Origin of the sequence: Spiroplasma endosymbiont of Phycita roborella (assembly GCF_964031195.1) — a bacterium.
GTDB classification, from domain to species: domain Bacteria; phylum Bacillota_I; class Bacilli_A; order Mycoplasmatales; family VBWQ01; genus Spiroplasma_E; species Spiroplasma_E ixodetis_A.
Window position 1 is genome coordinate 124,289 of sequence record NZ_CAXIQJ010000006.1, and the last position, 15,508, is coordinate 139,796.

The following is a 15,508-nucleotide window of genomic DNA, read 5'->3' on the forward strand; positions in this document are numbered from 1 at the left end:
TAATATTATTGGAGGTATATGTGAATATGAAAAATATATTAAGATTAATGGGTGCCCTTGCATTAACAGCAGGAGCAACTCCTTCAGTTGTTGCATGCGGTAATAATGGTTCAAATATTCCTAATAATCCGCAATTAAATGGCAAATATGCAGAATTATTAGGATGATATAGTGATGAAAATACAAGTATAATTGATGAAGTAATAAATTTTGATAATCTTGGAACTTGTATTATCACTACTGACTCTACTAATCTTATTAAAGATAAGTTGTTTAAAGAAAAGTTATTAGTTGAAGGTTCTACTGATGGTAAATGGAAAGCAAAAAATACTGATTCTGCAACCTTTTTAAGGGAATTGGGATTTACATCTGGTAATCAAGATAATGATTATTCAGAACCCGATGTTGATGCTATTACCAATTTAATTGTAACAATTAAAACTGCTGCTCCAGGTGAAATATCAGTTGCTGACACAACTGACTTTAAAGTAGCGGATGGTATTTGTCAAATTGATATTATGAGTAGCAAAACTGCTGCTAAGCTTGTTAAATCTTATAATATTAATATAAAGGCAGCAAATTTAAATGTTTCAAAGGTAATAACAAGTAATATTATAAAAGAACCTTTAAATGATTTAAAACTAACTGCTGATCAAGGATTCAAGGTCGATCAGCCAACTTCTGGTTTTAAATTAAAGTTTACTGATGAATTAAACAAAACAAAGTTTGAGTCTTTACTTAAAGTATTAAATACATCTTTTACAAATCATTTTTTTAGTTCACCTACCGGCACAGAAGAAATAAAAACTTTTAATGATGGTGAACCCGCATTTTTACAGTTACATTTTGATAGTGTTATTCTTGCACAAAAAATGGCTGTTGGAACTCCAGGCAAATAATAAATTTTCTAATTAATATAAATTAAATTTAAATCTATAATAAAATAATATATTTTATTATAGATTTACTTTATTTCTAAATAATTTAGTTGTAAAATTAAATAAGAACTAATACTTGATTTCTTAAATCTCTTTTCATTTATTTAAATTGAAAAAGGATTTATTTTATTTAAAGGTGGTAATCAAATGGCAAACAAATCATATTATGTTAATGATAACAATCAATTAAAAAATTATAAATTAGAAAAATATAAAATTGATAATGATTTAAAAATTTTATATAAAGTAACAACAACTTATAATGATACTGAACCTAAAATTTTAAAAGCATTACCAATTGAAGAGTTGGATAATAATACTATTGATTCTTTTTTTATGTTGATCAAACAAAATCAATGTGATAATTTTGCTGTGTATTATGAAAATAATTATGATATTAAAAAAATTAATGATTTGATTAGTAATCAAGAACTAAATTTTACATTTGAACAATTAGATTTTTTAAAGCAATTTTTTATTAGTATTAAAAATGTTGCTATTACTATATTTGATATGCGTATTAAGCCAATTATAAATAATACTATTGATAGTAATAGTAGTAATAATGGTATTAGTAATACTTTTCAATCTAAACCACGAATTTTAAATTAATATTTTTTTACAATTTAATTTTAGAAAAAAATATCACAATAAAAACTAAATATTACTTAATTATAATTAGGTTTTACTGATTAAATATTCCCATATTATCATTTTTATCTCATGATCCAATTCTATTTGTAATAATTTTTATACCTTGACCTTGTGATAAAGTTTTAAAAAATTGATTAATTTCTTCAAAATGTTCAATTATTATTGAAATTGCTGTAGTATAATCTGATTCTAAAATACTACCAGCAAACCCAGTCTCATCTTTTTTAGTAAAATCAATAATAATGTTATAAAATAATTTTTGAAAATTACTTTGATTTTCATCATTATATATTTGTTCCATATTCAAAAAAATATCATAACTAATTTTTATAATTATTGAATCGTGAGCAGCAAAACGATACGTTACTTGAAATTGATTTTCATCATTGAATGTTTGTTTATTACAAATTTCTTTAAAATTCATTTCATTAGCTAAGCATTTATAAGGATAATTTTTTTTAGCTAATACATAAATATTATCTGGATGGGTTACACTTTATTGGACACTAATTACATAGACAAGTGAACAAATTAGTTAAAAGAAAGGAATTATAATTATGGTCACTATTAACTCATATTCAGATGAATTTAAAAAACAAATAGTAGCTTTATATCAAAGTGGCAAATCAGTATCTTGCCTTGTTAAAGAATACAATGTTACAAGAGCAGCTACTTACAATTGAATTAAGCAATTTACTAATTCAGGTAGTTTTAAAACTAAAGATAATCTTTCAGATTTAGAAAAACAATTAATTCAAGCAAATAAAGAATTAAAACAGTTACGAATGGAAATTGATATTTTAAAGCAAGCAGCACTAATAATAGGCAGAAAGTAGAGATTATTGCAAATAATAAATCTAAATATAAAATTCGCACAATGTGTCATTTTTTAAAACTCTCTAAATCAACATATTATTTTAATTTAAAGAAAAAAAATAAAATTCAAAATAATATTTATGAACAAGCTGTTATTAGTGCTTTTAAAGAAAATAAAGAAGTTTATGGTACTAGAAGATTAAAAGTCATACTAGCAAACCAAGAAATTTATTTATCACGCAGAAAAATTAAAGAAATTATGAATAAGCATAATTTAATATCAAAATACACTAAATTATCATTCAAAAATTATCATAATAAAGTCAATGATAGTCAAATAACCAATCTTGTTAATAGAAACTTTAATAATAGAATTAAAAATGAAGTTATTGTTAGTGATTTAACTTATGTTCAAGTTAATGGTAAATGAAACTATATTTGCCTATTAATCGACCTATTTAACCGCGAAATTATTGGACATAGTGTTGGAGTTAAAAAAGATGCATCATTAGTATATCAAGCATTTATGCAATCAAATCACTGTTTAAAAGATATTGAAATATTTCATACTGATCGCGGTAATGAATTCAATAATAAAACTATTGATAAACTTTTATTAGCTTTCAACATAACTCGATCTTTAAGCAAAAAAGGATGTCCTTATGACAATGCTGTTGCTGAAGCAACTTTTAAAACTTTCAAAATTGAATTTATTAATGATAAAAATTTTACATCATTAATCCAATTAAAATTAGAATTATTTGATTACATCAATTGATATAACAACATAAGAATTCACAGTACTCTAAACTACCTAACTCCAATTAGTTATCAAAAACAAATGTCTACCAAAAAATAGTCCTAAAAAGGGTTGCCATTCCATAGAAAAACTAGAAATATATCTAAAAACATTAAATGAAAATTTAAAAAAGAAATATAAAATAATTCCATATATTGAAAAATTAAATATATATGATTTAGAAGATAAAATCGAATCAAAAGGACAAAAAAGGGTTGATAATGTAGGAAAATATTTAAAATTAAAATCAAGTTTAGATTATGATTTTGATTCAATTTTTGAACAATGAAAACGCAGTGCAAACAGTGAAAATCAACCTTTAACAAGTGGATATAAACCAAGCTCACCACAGATGTAAAAGGGGAAGATATTGCATTTGCAATATCTTTATATCTTTAAAATTGATTTTAAGACACCAAATTTGCTCATATACAAATGTTTTAAAATTTTATATGGTTTAGTATTAATAAAATAAATCTCTTCTAAAATATGTTTTTTTACTTTTAATTAAAAATTATTGATATCCATATCTTCAAGGATGGTCTTTATTTGGTATATAAACTTTTTTAGTTTTTATCAAATCTTCTTTAATAATTGGTTTTAATGCTATTTCTTTTAGTTCATATATTTTATTATTATAACTAAGATAGAATTCATTAATAAATGATTTAAGTACAATTACATCAGTTCTAGGTTGTATATATTGAACTTTGTTATTTTTATAAGGAAAATATTTTTTACCATAATATGTTATAGTTGAACCACTATCTGTTTTTCTTTTACAAAATCTTGAAAGATAAACATTTATTTCATTTTGTGTAGGAGCTTTAACCATAGCAGATTTATTATCATCAATAGGAAAAGCAAACTGATTATTAAAAATGTTTATATATGTTTTAAGAAATTTATTACCATCTTCTAAATTTTTAATTTTATTAAGTCGTAATTCACTAATTAAGCGACTTTGAAGTGTTCCAAATAATCGTTCAATTCTGCCTTTAGCTTGTGGAATTGAGGTTCTAATTACTTCAACACCTAAATCATTACAGCATTTTTGAAATTGAGTATAAGTGTCATTTTCTGTGTTTATTTTACCTGAATCAATTTTTTTCTTATATCCAAAAACTGTTCTATTATCAGTATAAAATATCTTTGGTATGCCATATTTAGTTAAAATTTGATAAAAAACATTATAATAACCATCTAATGTCTCTTGGTGATCAAATCATAGTCCAACAATATTTCCTGTAGCATCATCAATTGCAGCATGTAAAAATGCTTTTGGTTTATCGTTACCAAATCAATGATGATTACTTGCATCCATTTGAATTAATTCACCAAAATTTGTTCTACGATTTCTTGTGGGATGCAAGTTATTTTTTTTATTCTTATGTCTTTTTGGTGAAGTGATTTTTTCTTGAATTAATAGATTATAAACTGTAATATATGCAATTTTAGTGTTTTCTTCATTAATTAATTTTTCCTGAAAATGTTGAAAATTAAAATTATAATATTTTGTTTTATATAAGTTTATAATTTTATTTTTGTTGCCTTATTAGAAATTTTATTGCGAGATTTATGAATAAAACCAACTTTACCTTCTTTATTAAAAATTTGAATTAATTGGTTAATTCTTCTAATAGTTAGGTTAAGTTTATTTTTGGCTTGATGTTTAGATAATTTATTAATAACAATGTCATTTATAATTTTGTATTTATATTTTTCTTTCATAGTCATGCTTCTTTCCATTTTTATTACCAAGTATATTTAACTTCACTTTTTGAGAAATTTTCACTCGATAACTAATAGGAAATTATCACTAAATAATGACATAGTAATTTTTGAATCTTGAAAATTATAAAAAAATATGTAATTAAAATTTTATTATTTATATTAGTTTTTTAATAATTGATTAGCGAAATATTTGGTCAATAACTCCACCACCAAGACAAATATCACCATCATAAAAAACAGCGGTTTGACCAGGCGTAATAGCGCGTATCTTTTCTGAAAATTCAACCTTAATTTCATCATTATTAATAAAATTAATAATAACAGCAACATCAGATTGACGATAGCGAAATTTTGCATTACATTTTAAAGAGTTTTTTAATGTACTATTATTAATTCAATTCAATGATTTAACAGTACAACCGCTATTCATTAGTCATTTATTTTCATTATCATTAGCAACATAAAGGATATTATTAGTAACATCTTTTTCAACAACAAAATACGGAACTTTCATTCCTGAAAGATTAATACCTTTTCTTTGGCCAAGTGTATAGTAGTAAACACCATTGTGATTACCAATAGTAGTTTTGGTATTAATATCAACAATTTTGCCCGGATTAGCTGGTAAATAATTTGTTAAAAATGTTTGAAAATTACGATTACCAATAAAACATATGCCAGTAGAATCTTTTTTTGTTGCTGTTGGTAAATTATATATTTTTGCTAATTCCCTAACTTCAGTTTTAGTTTTATTACCTAAAGGAAATAAACTATATTTTAATTGTTTTTGTGTTAATTGACATAAAAAATAACTTTGATCCTTATTATCATCAATTCCTTTTAATAACTGATATTGTTTAGTAATTGGGTTGTAGTTAATTCGTGCATAGTGCCCCATTGCAATATAATCTACTTGTAAATTTTTTTGTGCATATTTTAAAAAAGCATCGAATTTAATATATTTGTTACATAAAATATCGGGATTGGGAGTACGGCTTTTTTTAAATTCTTCAAGAAAATAAGTAAAAACATTATCTCAATATTCCTTAACAAAATCAATTCTTTCTAATTTAATATTTAATTTTTGGCAAACAGCTAAAGCATCAAGATAATCTTGTTCTTGTGGACAAATATCTTGATTATTGTTACCTTGTAAATCATTATTTAAAAGTGAATCTCAATTACGCATAAAAAGACCAATAACTTCATGGCCTTCTGCTTGTAAAAGTGCTGCTGTTACTGATGAATCAACTCCACCACTCATACCAACAACAATGCGTTTTTTTTCTGTCATTTTATTACTCCTTAGTACTTTTCATAAATGCTTAATAATTGTAACAAATATATAATAAATACCCAAATAAATATTTTTAAATTATTGAATTTACATATTGATTATTAAGTGATAATCCTTTATACTAATGTTAAAACACATAAAAGCAATTTAACAAAATATGGTTTATAACCACTTTTGTAAAGTTTGTTACTAATGTGTTTTTTATGTTTTAATAAAGAAATAGAGAGAAGAGAAAAAATGCCACAAGAAGAAGAGTTATTAATAAATAATGATATAGATAGTAATATAGAAGCAAATACTATTAATAATAGTTGAAGTAGTTTAATATGATCAGATACTAAAAAAATAATTGGAACAGCTGGTTTATTAACAGCAGCAGTTGGTTTGAAAACTGTACAACGAGTATTTCAGGTAGCAGTTACTAGTATTGGATCATTTGATTGAAATAAAGTAAATCCTTTAAATAATTTAGTTGATTTTGGAGTAACTCCAGTACAATTGGTAATTAGTACACAAGCAATGAATTTATGAAAATGGGGAGCAGAAAAAATGGAATGGCAACCCTTTTTAGGACTATTTTTTGGTAGACATTTGTTTTTGATAACTAATTGGAGTTAGGTAGTTTAGAGTACTGTGAATTCTTATGTTGTTATATCAATTGATGTAATCAAATAATTCTAATTTTAATTAGATTAATGATGTAAAATTTTTATCATTAATAAATTCAATTTTGAAAGTTTTAAAGGTTGCTTCAGCAACAGCATTGTCATAAGGACATCCTTTTTTGCTTAAAGATCGAGTTATGTTGAAAGCTAATAAAAGTTTATCAATAGTTTTATTATTGAATTCATTACCGCGATCAGTATGAAATATTTCAATATCTTTTAAACAGTGATTTGATTGCATAAATGCTTGATATACTAATGATGCATCTTTTTTAACTCCAACACTATGTCCAATAATTTCGCGGTTAAATAGGTCGATTAATAGGCAAATATAGTTTCATTTACCATTAACTTGAACATAAGTTAAATCACTAACAATAACTTCATTTTTAATTCTATTATTAAAGTTTCTATTAACAAGATTGGTTATTTGACTATCATTGACTTTATTATGATAATTTTTGAATGATAATTTAGTGTATTTTGATATTAAATTATGCTTATTCATAATTTCTTTAATTTTTCTGCGTGATAAATAAATTTCTTGGTTTGCTAGTATGACTTTTAATCTTCTAGTACCATAAACTTCTTTATTTTCTTTAAAAGCACTAATAACAGCTTGTTCATAAATATTATTTTGAATTTTATTTTTTTTCTTTAAATTAAAATAATATGTTGATTTAGAGAGTTTTAAAAAATGACACATTGTGCGAATTTTATATTTAGATTTATTATTTGCAATAATCTCTACTTTCTGCCTATTATTAGTGCTGCTTGCTTTAAAATATCAATTTCCATTCGTAACTGTTTTAATTCTTTATTTGCTTGAATTAATTGTTTTTCTAAATCTGAAAGATTATCTTTAGTTTTAAAACTACCTGAATTAGTAAATTGCTTAATTCAATTGTAAGTAGCTGCTCTTGTAACATTGTATTCTTTAACAAGGCAAGATACTGATTTGCCACTTTGATATAAAGCTACTATTTGTTTTTTAAATTCATCTGAATATGAGTTAATAGTGACCATAATTATAATTCCTTTCTTTTAACTAATTTGTTCACTTGTCTATGTAATTAGTGTCCAATAAAGTGTAACCCATCCAAATCTTCTTTAACGCTATTATCAACACGTGTTAGGGAACTAAAAAAGTGAACTACAACACAGTTGTTAAAAATAGTAGCTAGAACATGTGGACTTGCATGGATAAATAAAAAGTGGAGTGATACCTAATAAAATATACTAACCATTTAATGGTAATTCTTGGGGTGGGAGCGAATTGGAAACTAGTATATATAGACCTGTTGTAGGGACCTATTGTATTAATTCTATTCTTTATTTAACCAACCTTGCCACTCCCCAGTGAGCAAGTGTTGGTTTTATTTTTTATTTTTTTTGAAAAATTTTTTTGGGCGAGAAAATAAATTTCAAACTTGTAAAAAAAATTGAGCGGTGCCGGTTCAATTAAAATATTAATTTATTAAACATAAATTAAATAAATATTGAATCGAATGCCTCAATGTTTTTTAAAATTTCACAATTTATTTTTGAGCCCAGAATTTCTGGAATGAATAAAACTAATAATAGTATTATTAATAATTTAAAAATCAAAATATATGTCCTTTATGCTAGAAGCAACAGGACATATTAGGAAAGGATTATTATGCAAATAGAATTTAAAAAAGAACAAATTGTTAAAGATAAACCACAATCTATTCTTATTGATTATGTTGAATATAAATTATCACTTCCAAAATGAATGATTAAAAATAATTCTTTTATTGTTGATAATAATTACACATATTGGGTTTTTAATTCTGAAAATATTAAAAGAGAATTAAATGGTGATGAATTAACAAAATTATTAGAACCATATATTTCTGAACAGAAAATAACTGTTAATAAACCAGAAACACCCAAAGAATATTATCTTAATGATATAAAACTTGAACCATTAACATTTTATGAACAGCATAATAGTTGATTTATTGGTGAAATAACTGATAGTAAAACAAAGATTACTAATCCTTGTTTTAAATATAATGTTACATGAGAAGAAAACAGAAAAGGTTTTAAACTAAATAATCCATATAACCATAATGATTTGTCAATTAATTATATAGTCACTTCTTATAAACATATTTCAACTCATAATGAAAAGATATTTTATTTATAAAGAAAAAAACTATGAATAATAAAAATAAAAAATGTGAATTAAGAGTTTGTATGGATAAAGTTTGAAAAGAATGTATTAATAATTCTACTAAAACTATTAAATATAAAAATTGACCAATACCTTATTTAATATGTGACAGTTGTTATAACAAAATACCTAAATACCTTAAACAAACAGCAAAAATAATTGAAAAGGGATGATTTACATAATGGAAAAAAAGATTATTGAATATAAAGTAGGATTAATCAAACAAATTGATAGTTTACAAAAAAATAATTTAGTTTGTGGACATAAAGAGTTTATCGAAGAATGTAAATATTGCTGAAGTAATTGTGATTTAGAAATTATTAAAACAATTGTTAGAGGTTAATTTGATTAATGCAATATGACTTAATTATTGGAATTGACCCTGCTGGTATTGGTAGTAATGGAATTATTATATACTCAAATGAAACTAATAATATTGTTTTTAATGAAACATTTAAAACTAAAACAGTTTTAAAAAGCAAAAATCTATTTAAAGAATACTTTTTATTAATTAAAAAACATTTTGATAATAAAAAAATATTAGTTATTGTAGAAAATTTCTTTTTAAATTCAAAACAATTATTAACAAATCCATTAGCAACTCCTAAAATTATTGGTGCTTTAATAGTATTAGCAGAAGATGTTATGAATTGAGATTATTTAGAAAGTGAACCAAAAAATAAAAACAAAATAGAAAATTATAAAGGAAATATAAAATTAACAAAACATGAACAAGATGCATATAAGCATATTAAATATTATTTAAGGAATTATAAAAATGAAAGAGAAAGCCAATTATGTCAAATTAACAGTAAAACTGAGTAACACTATTGAAACAAAATATTACGAAAAAGGTAATAAAGAATTATATTATAGTGTTCGAGGTCAATGAAATGGATTAAACTATGTTACTTTAATTTTTAACAACCCAAAATTTTATAGACGCTGTATTTTATTAAACAAAAACGATGAAATTATTGTAACTGGTCAAATTTTTAACACTTTAAATATTCCTAAAAATCGTGCATTTTGTTCAATAAATGTTAAATGATTTAAAAAATGAAAAGAGTAAAAAATGATATTATGAAAAATTTTATTAATAATACCAATATTAATAACAAGCATAACACTAATAATATTTTTAATATTTATTAGTAAAGAATTAAAAAATGAATATAAAGTATTAAAAATATTAAGTGAAATTGCTAATCAAATTAAAAATAAGGAGAAATAATATGAAATATGAAGATAAATGTTCTATGTGCAATAAAGTAAAAGAAAACTTTTTATCCAATACCTGTAATAGTTGTTGATTAGAATCAGTTAATAAATGAAATAGAAGAAGTTGAAGAAATTTAGGAGACATTGATAATCAATAAAGAAAATATACCATGTTGTTTTAGTGAAGTTAATGAACTTGGTAAACATATAACAAATTGTAATAATTTACCAACAAAATTAGATAAAGATAATGTTCAAGTAAGATATTTTTGTGATAAACATATGATAAAAGTTGAAAATATAAGAAGAAAAATTGTCCAAAAATATATTAATGAATATAAAGAAAAATTAATTTTAGATATCGATGAAATTATAAATGATAAAAATCCACATAGAACTTATACAGAATATGTCTTTTCTTTAAAAGAAAGAATTGAAAATGGAGAATTTGATAATGATTAAATTAAAAGATTTATTTGGTGAAGATAAAATAGAAATATTTTCACCAAATCCCAAAGATTTAACAGATAGTAATGATATAAAAGCATTGATTTTATGAAAATATCCCAATGTCATTGCTAAATATTTAATTGTTTCTCAACCACATGCTAATACTGCAATTTTAGTTGGAGATAACTTTAATTATCAAGGTTGAATAGAAGTTTTTATTAAACAGAAAGTAGAAGGAGTAGAAGAAAATGCCAAATGACATAACTGTACAATCAAGTAATTACACTTTATTAAAATTAATAAGAACTGGAGCAAGTCCATTATTTGGTATGATAGGAACTTCTGCATACTATGGTCAACTTATTGGTAATCCAATATTAGGTAGTATAAATGCTTTATTATTTTCTAAAAAATTAGGAATTGATATATGAAATTTAAATCAAATGCCAAATTTAAAAAGTAAACTATTAAATTCAAGTAAAAAAATAGCATTAGGATTAGGAACAATTGGTTTAGCAAATTATAGTAAATTTACTGAAACAATAAATCCTATCACCCCAACTACAACCACTACAGAAACTCCGCCATGACCAGCATTAACATTATCAGTAACTAACAATAATGTTAATGACCAATCTTTAATGGATTGAGATACTTATATATCTTTAAATTCATATGGTATTGCAAATTTGGTTGCTGGAATTACAGAATTAATACCAAGTAAATTTGAAACTATACGTAAAATAGCAAATATGGCAACTGGTGGTTGTTTGATTAGTAGTGGTGTTGCTATGGGTATTAATAATGATTTTATGAATGCTTATGCAGTTCCGACTATTATTGCTGGTGCATCTGAAATTATCCATAATTTACTACCAATGGAAACAACTAATCATGTTGAAGAAATGCAAGAAACAACATTTACTAGTGAAAATGCAAGATTAATTAATGATGTTGTAGATAGAATATCACCAGTATATAGACCAACTACATATTATGACAGTTTATAAAGGAGGTGAGTAATTTATGAATAAAGAAAAATTAATTGAATATTATAATCACGAAATAAAAATACATAAAGAAAGGATGGAACAATTAAATAAAGAAATTTCTTTATTAGTAACTATTATAAGTAATTATCAGTCAATGGTTGAAAGAATTAATGGTGGTCAATTTGACGAATAATTAAAAAATAAATAATTGAAAGGAAAATATTGAAATGAAAGAATTATTGCATGAATTAATCATTATTGGAACAAGTGTAGGAACATTAATTTGCAGAGAATTAATTGTTTGATTTAAACGATTTATTACAACTCCAAAACATGTTCGAGCAAATAATAAAGTAATAAAACATCAAAAAAAATTAGCAAAATTAAATGAAAAAATTAATAAAGAAAATAAATAAAGGTGTAATGTAAATGTTAGAAAATGAAACTAATGTTCAAGAAACAACTGAACCTTTAACTGAAAATAATGATTTGCAAAAAGAACAAGAAACTAAGATTGTTGAATTAGAAAATAAGTTAAATAAACTTAATGAAGAAATTAAAGAAAAAGAAATGCTTAATATATTTAAAAAATATCAAGTTAAAAAAGAATTTTATGATTTTTTAAAATTTAAAACAAGTAATATAGAAAATTCAAAAGTAGAAGACACTATTAAAAAAATGATTAAAGAACAACCAGTATTTAAAGAACCAATTAATACAGGTGGTAAACAAGAAACAATATTAACAAATCAATCGAATTCAATAAAAAGTAGTTTATTGGATTATAAAAAGAAAAATAATTTATAACAGAAAGGAAAATAAAAATGGCAATTAATATTCAAACAAACTTAAATAATACAGAAAAACTAGTTGAAGCACCAGAATTTATTGAATTTTTCAAACAATCAAATAGTCCATGAGCAAACTTTTTTCCTATTGAAATAGTTAATTCTACTAAAATAGAATTTATTATTAAAGTTCCAAAAGACCCATCAATTAAAGTTATTGCATGAAATGATAAAAGTCAAAGAATAGATGTAACTTATGCACAAACTGATACTATTCCAAAAATAATTGAAAAATTATATGTTGCTGGTGAAACTATTGCAGCAATTGACTTAAATGCTGAAAATGGACAAAATTTATTAGAAAGTATGCAATATGAAGTCGCTAATGATTTAGCAGATAAATTAGCAACTGATGATATACAAGTAATTAGCGATAACGGAACTAAAGTAATAATTAGTGACACATCACCAACAGGGCATATACAGGCAATGTTATCTGCTTGAAATACTTTATTTCAATTAAGAAATAGTGCAAATTGTCGTTTCTTTATTACAAATAATCTTTATGATACTATTGTTTATTTGGCTAATAATAAAGGTTTAATTACAGATAACCAAATTGCTCAACAACTAAGATTAAATGGTAATGATTTATATATAAAAGGTGTATTATGTCAAATTGTAATGGATGATTATATGACATTTACTGATAGTGAAAATAAAAAACAAATTATACCTTTTATTTTAGCAACATCAAGAGCAATGAAAAGATATATGTTACAACAAACAATTGTTTATGTTCAAGAAATTGCTGATGGCAAACTTGGTAGAGCATATAAAGTTGGTGGTGAAGTACTAGGTCAATTAATTCCTTATATGTCAAAAAAAGAAACAACATCACGTTGAATGCTATGTGGAATTATTACTAAAACAGATTTAAGTAGTAAACTTACAATTTTAACAACTGATATTACTGCTAATACGAATAGAAAAAATCAATTACTAGATACAGCAATAAAAAATGCAAGAGAAATTACTGGTTTGAATCCAGCATTAGATTTAGTACATGCAAATATTAAATATTTTAGTGATGCACAAGGCAAAACTGATGTAAGTAATCAAAATCAAAAAGCAGGAGATTTATATGTAATTATTACTGCAGATATTAATGATGCAAATTATCAAGGTTCAACAAATCCTATAAAAATAACTCTTAAATAATAAGGACATTAATTATGCCTATTGGTACAGCAAATACAGCCACACTCTTAAAAATAAATAAACCCAAACATACTAGAATTAGTCAACAACAAGAACATAAAAGTTTATGATGAGAAATTTTAGAAATGATTGGTGTACAAGTTATAGCAGTAGTACTTGCTCCTTTTACTGGTGGTTTAAGTGAAGATTTAGCACTTGGATTAGGTGCAAGTGATTTAATTGCTAGTATTAGTGCTATTGGTGTAGAATTTTTAACTGATTTTACTATTAATCAAGTTTATGATTATTTAAAAGGAAATGTAACACCATTAAATACTTTTTTTAATATATTACCAGCATTTGCTGGACTTAATAAAATTAGTCGTGGTTATCGTACAACTAAATTTATTAAGTTAGCACAAAAAACTAAAACATTAGAACAAGTTGGTATTAAAGAAGCAAAAAACTTACAAGAAATTATTAGTCAAGTAAGTGGAAAAGAAATTTTAACAGATAAAATTATTGGTAATAAACGTTATTTAATGAAGTATAGTTTTACTCCTAATCGTGAAACAGTATTACGAGATTTAGGATATGTTGCTGAAAGACAATATAAGAATAATTTTCAAAAACTAGAAACAGAAAAATTAATGGAACACTTATTATTACAAAATACATTAATAAAATTAAGTCCACAATTAACTCCTAAATTTAAAATTAAAGATATTGAAAAAGCAAATAACTTTTTAAAAAAATTTAATACTGATTTAAAAGAAGTATTAAAAATGAATCAACATGATTGATTAAATTTAGTTCATACAATACATACAGAAAATAGATATGGAAAAACTTTAATTTTAGATTTACAAAAAATTCGTGCTAATGCTATTAAATTTAATTTTAAAAATAATGTTATTCATCAACTTGTTTTAAAAGCAAATCAAACTTTTAAATATTTTGATATTAGATTTTATTTAAAAAAAGGTTTAAATAAATTTTGAAAAGATACACCATATTTTGAAAAAATACGAGAAAGTATATATAAATTACAAGAAAAATTTGAAAAGTTAGAAAAACAAGTATTTGAAAAAATTCAGAAATTAAAAGAAAAAGCAACTGATTTATTTACTAGTGCAGAAAAAAGAGCAATTAAACATGCACAATTAATTCCATTAAATTCACCAGTATTTATGGGTTGTAAAATTCAACCTTTGTCATTAGATAAATGTGCAATTACTATTTATCATCGCAATCCTAAATATAAACCAATTACAGTTGTTGATAGTATTCTTAAAGCAAAAACTTTTGTTACTCAAATACATCCATTCCATTGATATCGTTGATATAGTGGTTGATACATTGGTTATGGAGTTAATCAAAATAAATGATTAAAAGCAATAGCATTTGCTCCACCAGTGGTGCAACAAGTAATTAGAGATAGTTTTAAAGTATATAGAGAAATATTTAGAACTATTAGAACTTATCATAAAGTAGTAAATGTTATTAATAATCCTATTGAAAATATTAACAAATCATTTAAAAATGTTGGTTTAAAATTTAGTGTTAATACTTTATTTGGTACTGGATTATTACATCATTTAGAAAAGTTTGCATATAGTCAAGTTGTAACAAAAAGTAAGAAAAAAATAAAAAAAGGTAAAAATAAAATACAAAAAGAAATTGAACATATAACACATAAAAAAACAAAAAAACATACTCATCATTATAAACAAGCATTTTTTAAGGAATGATAA

20 protein-coding genes and 2 pseudogenes are annotated in these 15,508 nt (G+C 23.7%); 18 read left to right on the plus strand and 4 right to left on the minus strand.

The window, feature by feature from the left end:
- Positions 1 to 26 precede the first annotated feature (26 nt).
- On the plus strand, positions 27 to 899 hold the full coding sequence (locus tag AAHM95_RS08415; protein ID WP_342274639.1) for a hypothetical protein: 873 nt from the start codon (positions 27 to 29) through the stop codon (positions 897 to 899).
- A 186-nt stretch (positions 900 to 1,085) separates the two neighbouring features.
- Complete coding sequence (locus tag AAHM95_RS08420; RefSeq protein WP_338976152.1) at positions 1,086 to 1,550, plus strand: hypothetical protein; 465 nt, start codon at positions 1,086 to 1,088, stop codon at positions 1,548 to 1,550.
- 73 nt (positions 1,551 to 1,623) lie between these two features.
- On the opposite strand, the gene AAHM95_RS08425 is transcribed toward AAHM95_RS08420, so the two are convergent.
- Complete coding sequence (locus AAHM95_RS08425) at positions 1,624 to 2,016, minus strand: hypothetical protein (RefSeq protein WP_342274640.1); 393 nt, start codon at positions 2,014 to 2,016, stop codon at positions 1,624 to 1,626.
- A 133-nt stretch (positions 2,017 to 2,149) separates the two neighbouring features.
- Between AAHM95_RS08425 and AAHM95_RS08430 the strand changes: the two genes are divergently transcribed.
- A protein-coding gene (locus AAHM95_RS08430; RefSeq protein ID WP_338975281.1) for an IS3 family transposase occupies positions 2,150 to 3,267 on the plus strand; the annotation gives its coding sequence in 2 pieces (ribosomal slippage) (positions 2,150 to 2,420 and positions 2,420 to 3,267; 1,119 coding nt in all).
- Positions 3,268 to 3,721: 454 nt separating this feature from the next.
- Here AAHM95_RS08430 and AAHM95_RS08435 read toward each other — a convergent pair.
- Together AAHM95_RS08435 and mnmA are read right to left on the minus strand one after the other, a co-directional pair.
- A pseudogene (locus tag AAHM95_RS08435) lies at positions 3,722 to 4,956 on the minus strand (ISNCY family transposase).
- 163 nt (positions 4,957 to 5,119) lie between these two features.
- Positions 5,120 to 6,235 (minus strand): tRNA 2-thiouridine(34) synthase MnmA, encoded by a 1,116-nt coding sequence (gene mnmA, locus AAHM95_RS08445; RefSeq protein WP_342274642.1) that lies wholly within the window; start codon positions 6,233 to 6,235, stop codon positions 5,120 to 5,122.
- Between the two features lie 195 nt (positions 6,236 to 6,430).
- Here mnmA and AAHM95_RS08450 point away from each other — a divergent pair, with 195 nt between their 5' ends.
- Positions 6,431 to 6,856, plus strand: coding sequence for a hypothetical protein (locus AAHM95_RS08450; RefSeq protein ID WP_342274643.1), 426 nt, complete (start codon positions 6,431 to 6,433; stop codon positions 6,854 to 6,856).
- On the opposite strand, the pseudogene AAHM95_RS08455 reads toward AAHM95_RS08450, so the two are convergent.
- Positions 6,812 to 7,929, minus strand: a pseudogene (locus tag AAHM95_RS08455) (IS3 family transposase). The gene AAHM95_RS08450 and the pseudogene AAHM95_RS08455 overlap by 45 nt on opposite strands.
- Before the next feature lie 634 nt (positions 7,930 to 8,563).
- Between AAHM95_RS08455 and AAHM95_RS08460 the strand changes: the two are divergent.
- The 14 genes from AAHM95_RS08460 (at position 8,564) to AAHM95_RS08525 (ending at position 15,508) form a co-directional block, all read left to right on the plus strand.
- Positions 8,564 to 9,076, plus strand: a complete 513-nt coding sequence (locus tag AAHM95_RS08460; protein WP_338979028.1) for a hypothetical protein — start codon at positions 8,564 to 8,566, stop codon at positions 9,074 to 9,076.
- Positions 9,077 to 9,284: 208 nt separating this feature from the next.
- The gene (locus AAHM95_RS08465) at positions 9,285 to 9,446 is read left to right on the plus strand and encodes a hypothetical protein (protein WP_338975224.1); all 162 of its coding nucleotides are present in this window, start codon (positions 9,285 to 9,287) and stop codon (positions 9,444 to 9,446) included.
- Between the two features lie 8 nt (positions 9,447 to 9,454).
- Positions 9,455 to 9,928, plus strand: coding sequence for a hypothetical protein (locus AAHM95_RS08470; RefSeq protein WP_338975223.1), 474 nt, complete (start codon positions 9,455 to 9,457; stop codon positions 9,926 to 9,928).
- A complete protein-coding gene (locus tag AAHM95_RS08475; RefSeq protein ID WP_338975222.1) occupies positions 9,882 to 10,175 on the plus strand; it encodes a hypothetical protein in 294 nt (97 codons plus the stop codon). The genes AAHM95_RS08470 and AAHM95_RS08475 overlap by 47 nt, the downstream gene beginning before the upstream one ends.
- Positions 10,176 to 10,178: 3 nt before the next feature.
- The gene (locus AAHM95_RS08480; RefSeq protein WP_342273952.1) at positions 10,179 to 10,337 is read left to right on the plus strand and encodes a hypothetical protein; all 159 of its coding nucleotides are present in this window, start codon (positions 10,179 to 10,181) and stop codon (positions 10,335 to 10,337) included.
- A gap of 1 nt (position 10,338) precedes the next feature.
- On the plus strand, positions 10,339 to 10,482 hold the full coding sequence (locus AAHM95_RS08485) for a hypothetical protein (protein WP_342273888.1): 144 nt from the start codon (positions 10,339 to 10,341) through the stop codon (positions 10,480 to 10,482).
- On the plus strand, positions 10,469 to 10,786 hold the full coding sequence (locus AAHM95_RS08490; RefSeq protein ID WP_342273889.1) for a hypothetical protein: 318 nt from the start codon (positions 10,469 to 10,471) through the stop codon (positions 10,784 to 10,786). The genes AAHM95_RS08485 and AAHM95_RS08490 overlap by 14 nt, the downstream gene beginning before the upstream one ends.
- On the plus strand, positions 10,779 to 11,054 hold the full coding sequence (locus AAHM95_RS08495; protein ID WP_342273890.1) for a hypothetical protein: 276 nt from the start codon (positions 10,779 to 10,781) through the stop codon (positions 11,052 to 11,054). Before AAHM95_RS08490 ends, AAHM95_RS08495 begins: the two co-directional genes overlap by 8 nt.
- Positions 11,023 to 11,784: a hypothetical protein gene (locus tag AAHM95_RS08500; protein WP_342273891.1), complete on the plus strand. Its 762-nt coding sequence runs from the start codon at positions 11,023 to 11,025 to the stop codon at positions 11,782 to 11,784. The genes AAHM95_RS08495 and AAHM95_RS08500 overlap by 32 nt, the downstream gene beginning before the upstream one ends.
- A gap of 16 nt (positions 11,785 to 11,800) precedes the next feature.
- Complete coding sequence (locus AAHM95_RS08505; RefSeq protein WP_174480523.1) at positions 11,801 to 11,959, plus strand: hypothetical protein; 159 nt, start codon at positions 11,801 to 11,803, stop codon at positions 11,957 to 11,959.
- A 34-nt stretch (positions 11,960 to 11,993) separates the two neighbouring features.
- Positions 11,994 to 12,182 (plus strand): hypothetical protein, encoded by a 189-nt coding sequence (locus AAHM95_RS08510; RefSeq protein ID WP_338975562.1) that lies wholly within the window; start codon positions 11,994 to 11,996, stop codon positions 12,180 to 12,182.
- A gap of 13 nt (positions 12,183 to 12,195) precedes the next feature.
- Positions 12,196 to 12,573, plus strand: coding sequence for a hypothetical protein (locus AAHM95_RS08515; RefSeq protein ID WP_338975557.1), 378 nt, complete (start codon positions 12,196 to 12,198; stop codon positions 12,571 to 12,573).
- 17 nt (positions 12,574 to 12,590) lie between these two features.
- A complete protein-coding gene (locus tag AAHM95_RS08520) occupies positions 12,591 to 13,775 on the plus strand; it encodes a hypothetical protein (RefSeq protein ID WP_342273892.1) in 1,185 nt (394 codons plus the stop codon).
- A 14-nt stretch (positions 13,776 to 13,789) separates the two neighbouring features.
- Positions 13,790 to 15,508, plus strand: coding sequence for a hypothetical protein (locus AAHM95_RS08525; RefSeq protein ID WP_342274644.1), 1,719 nt, complete (start codon positions 13,790 to 13,792; stop codon positions 15,506 to 15,508).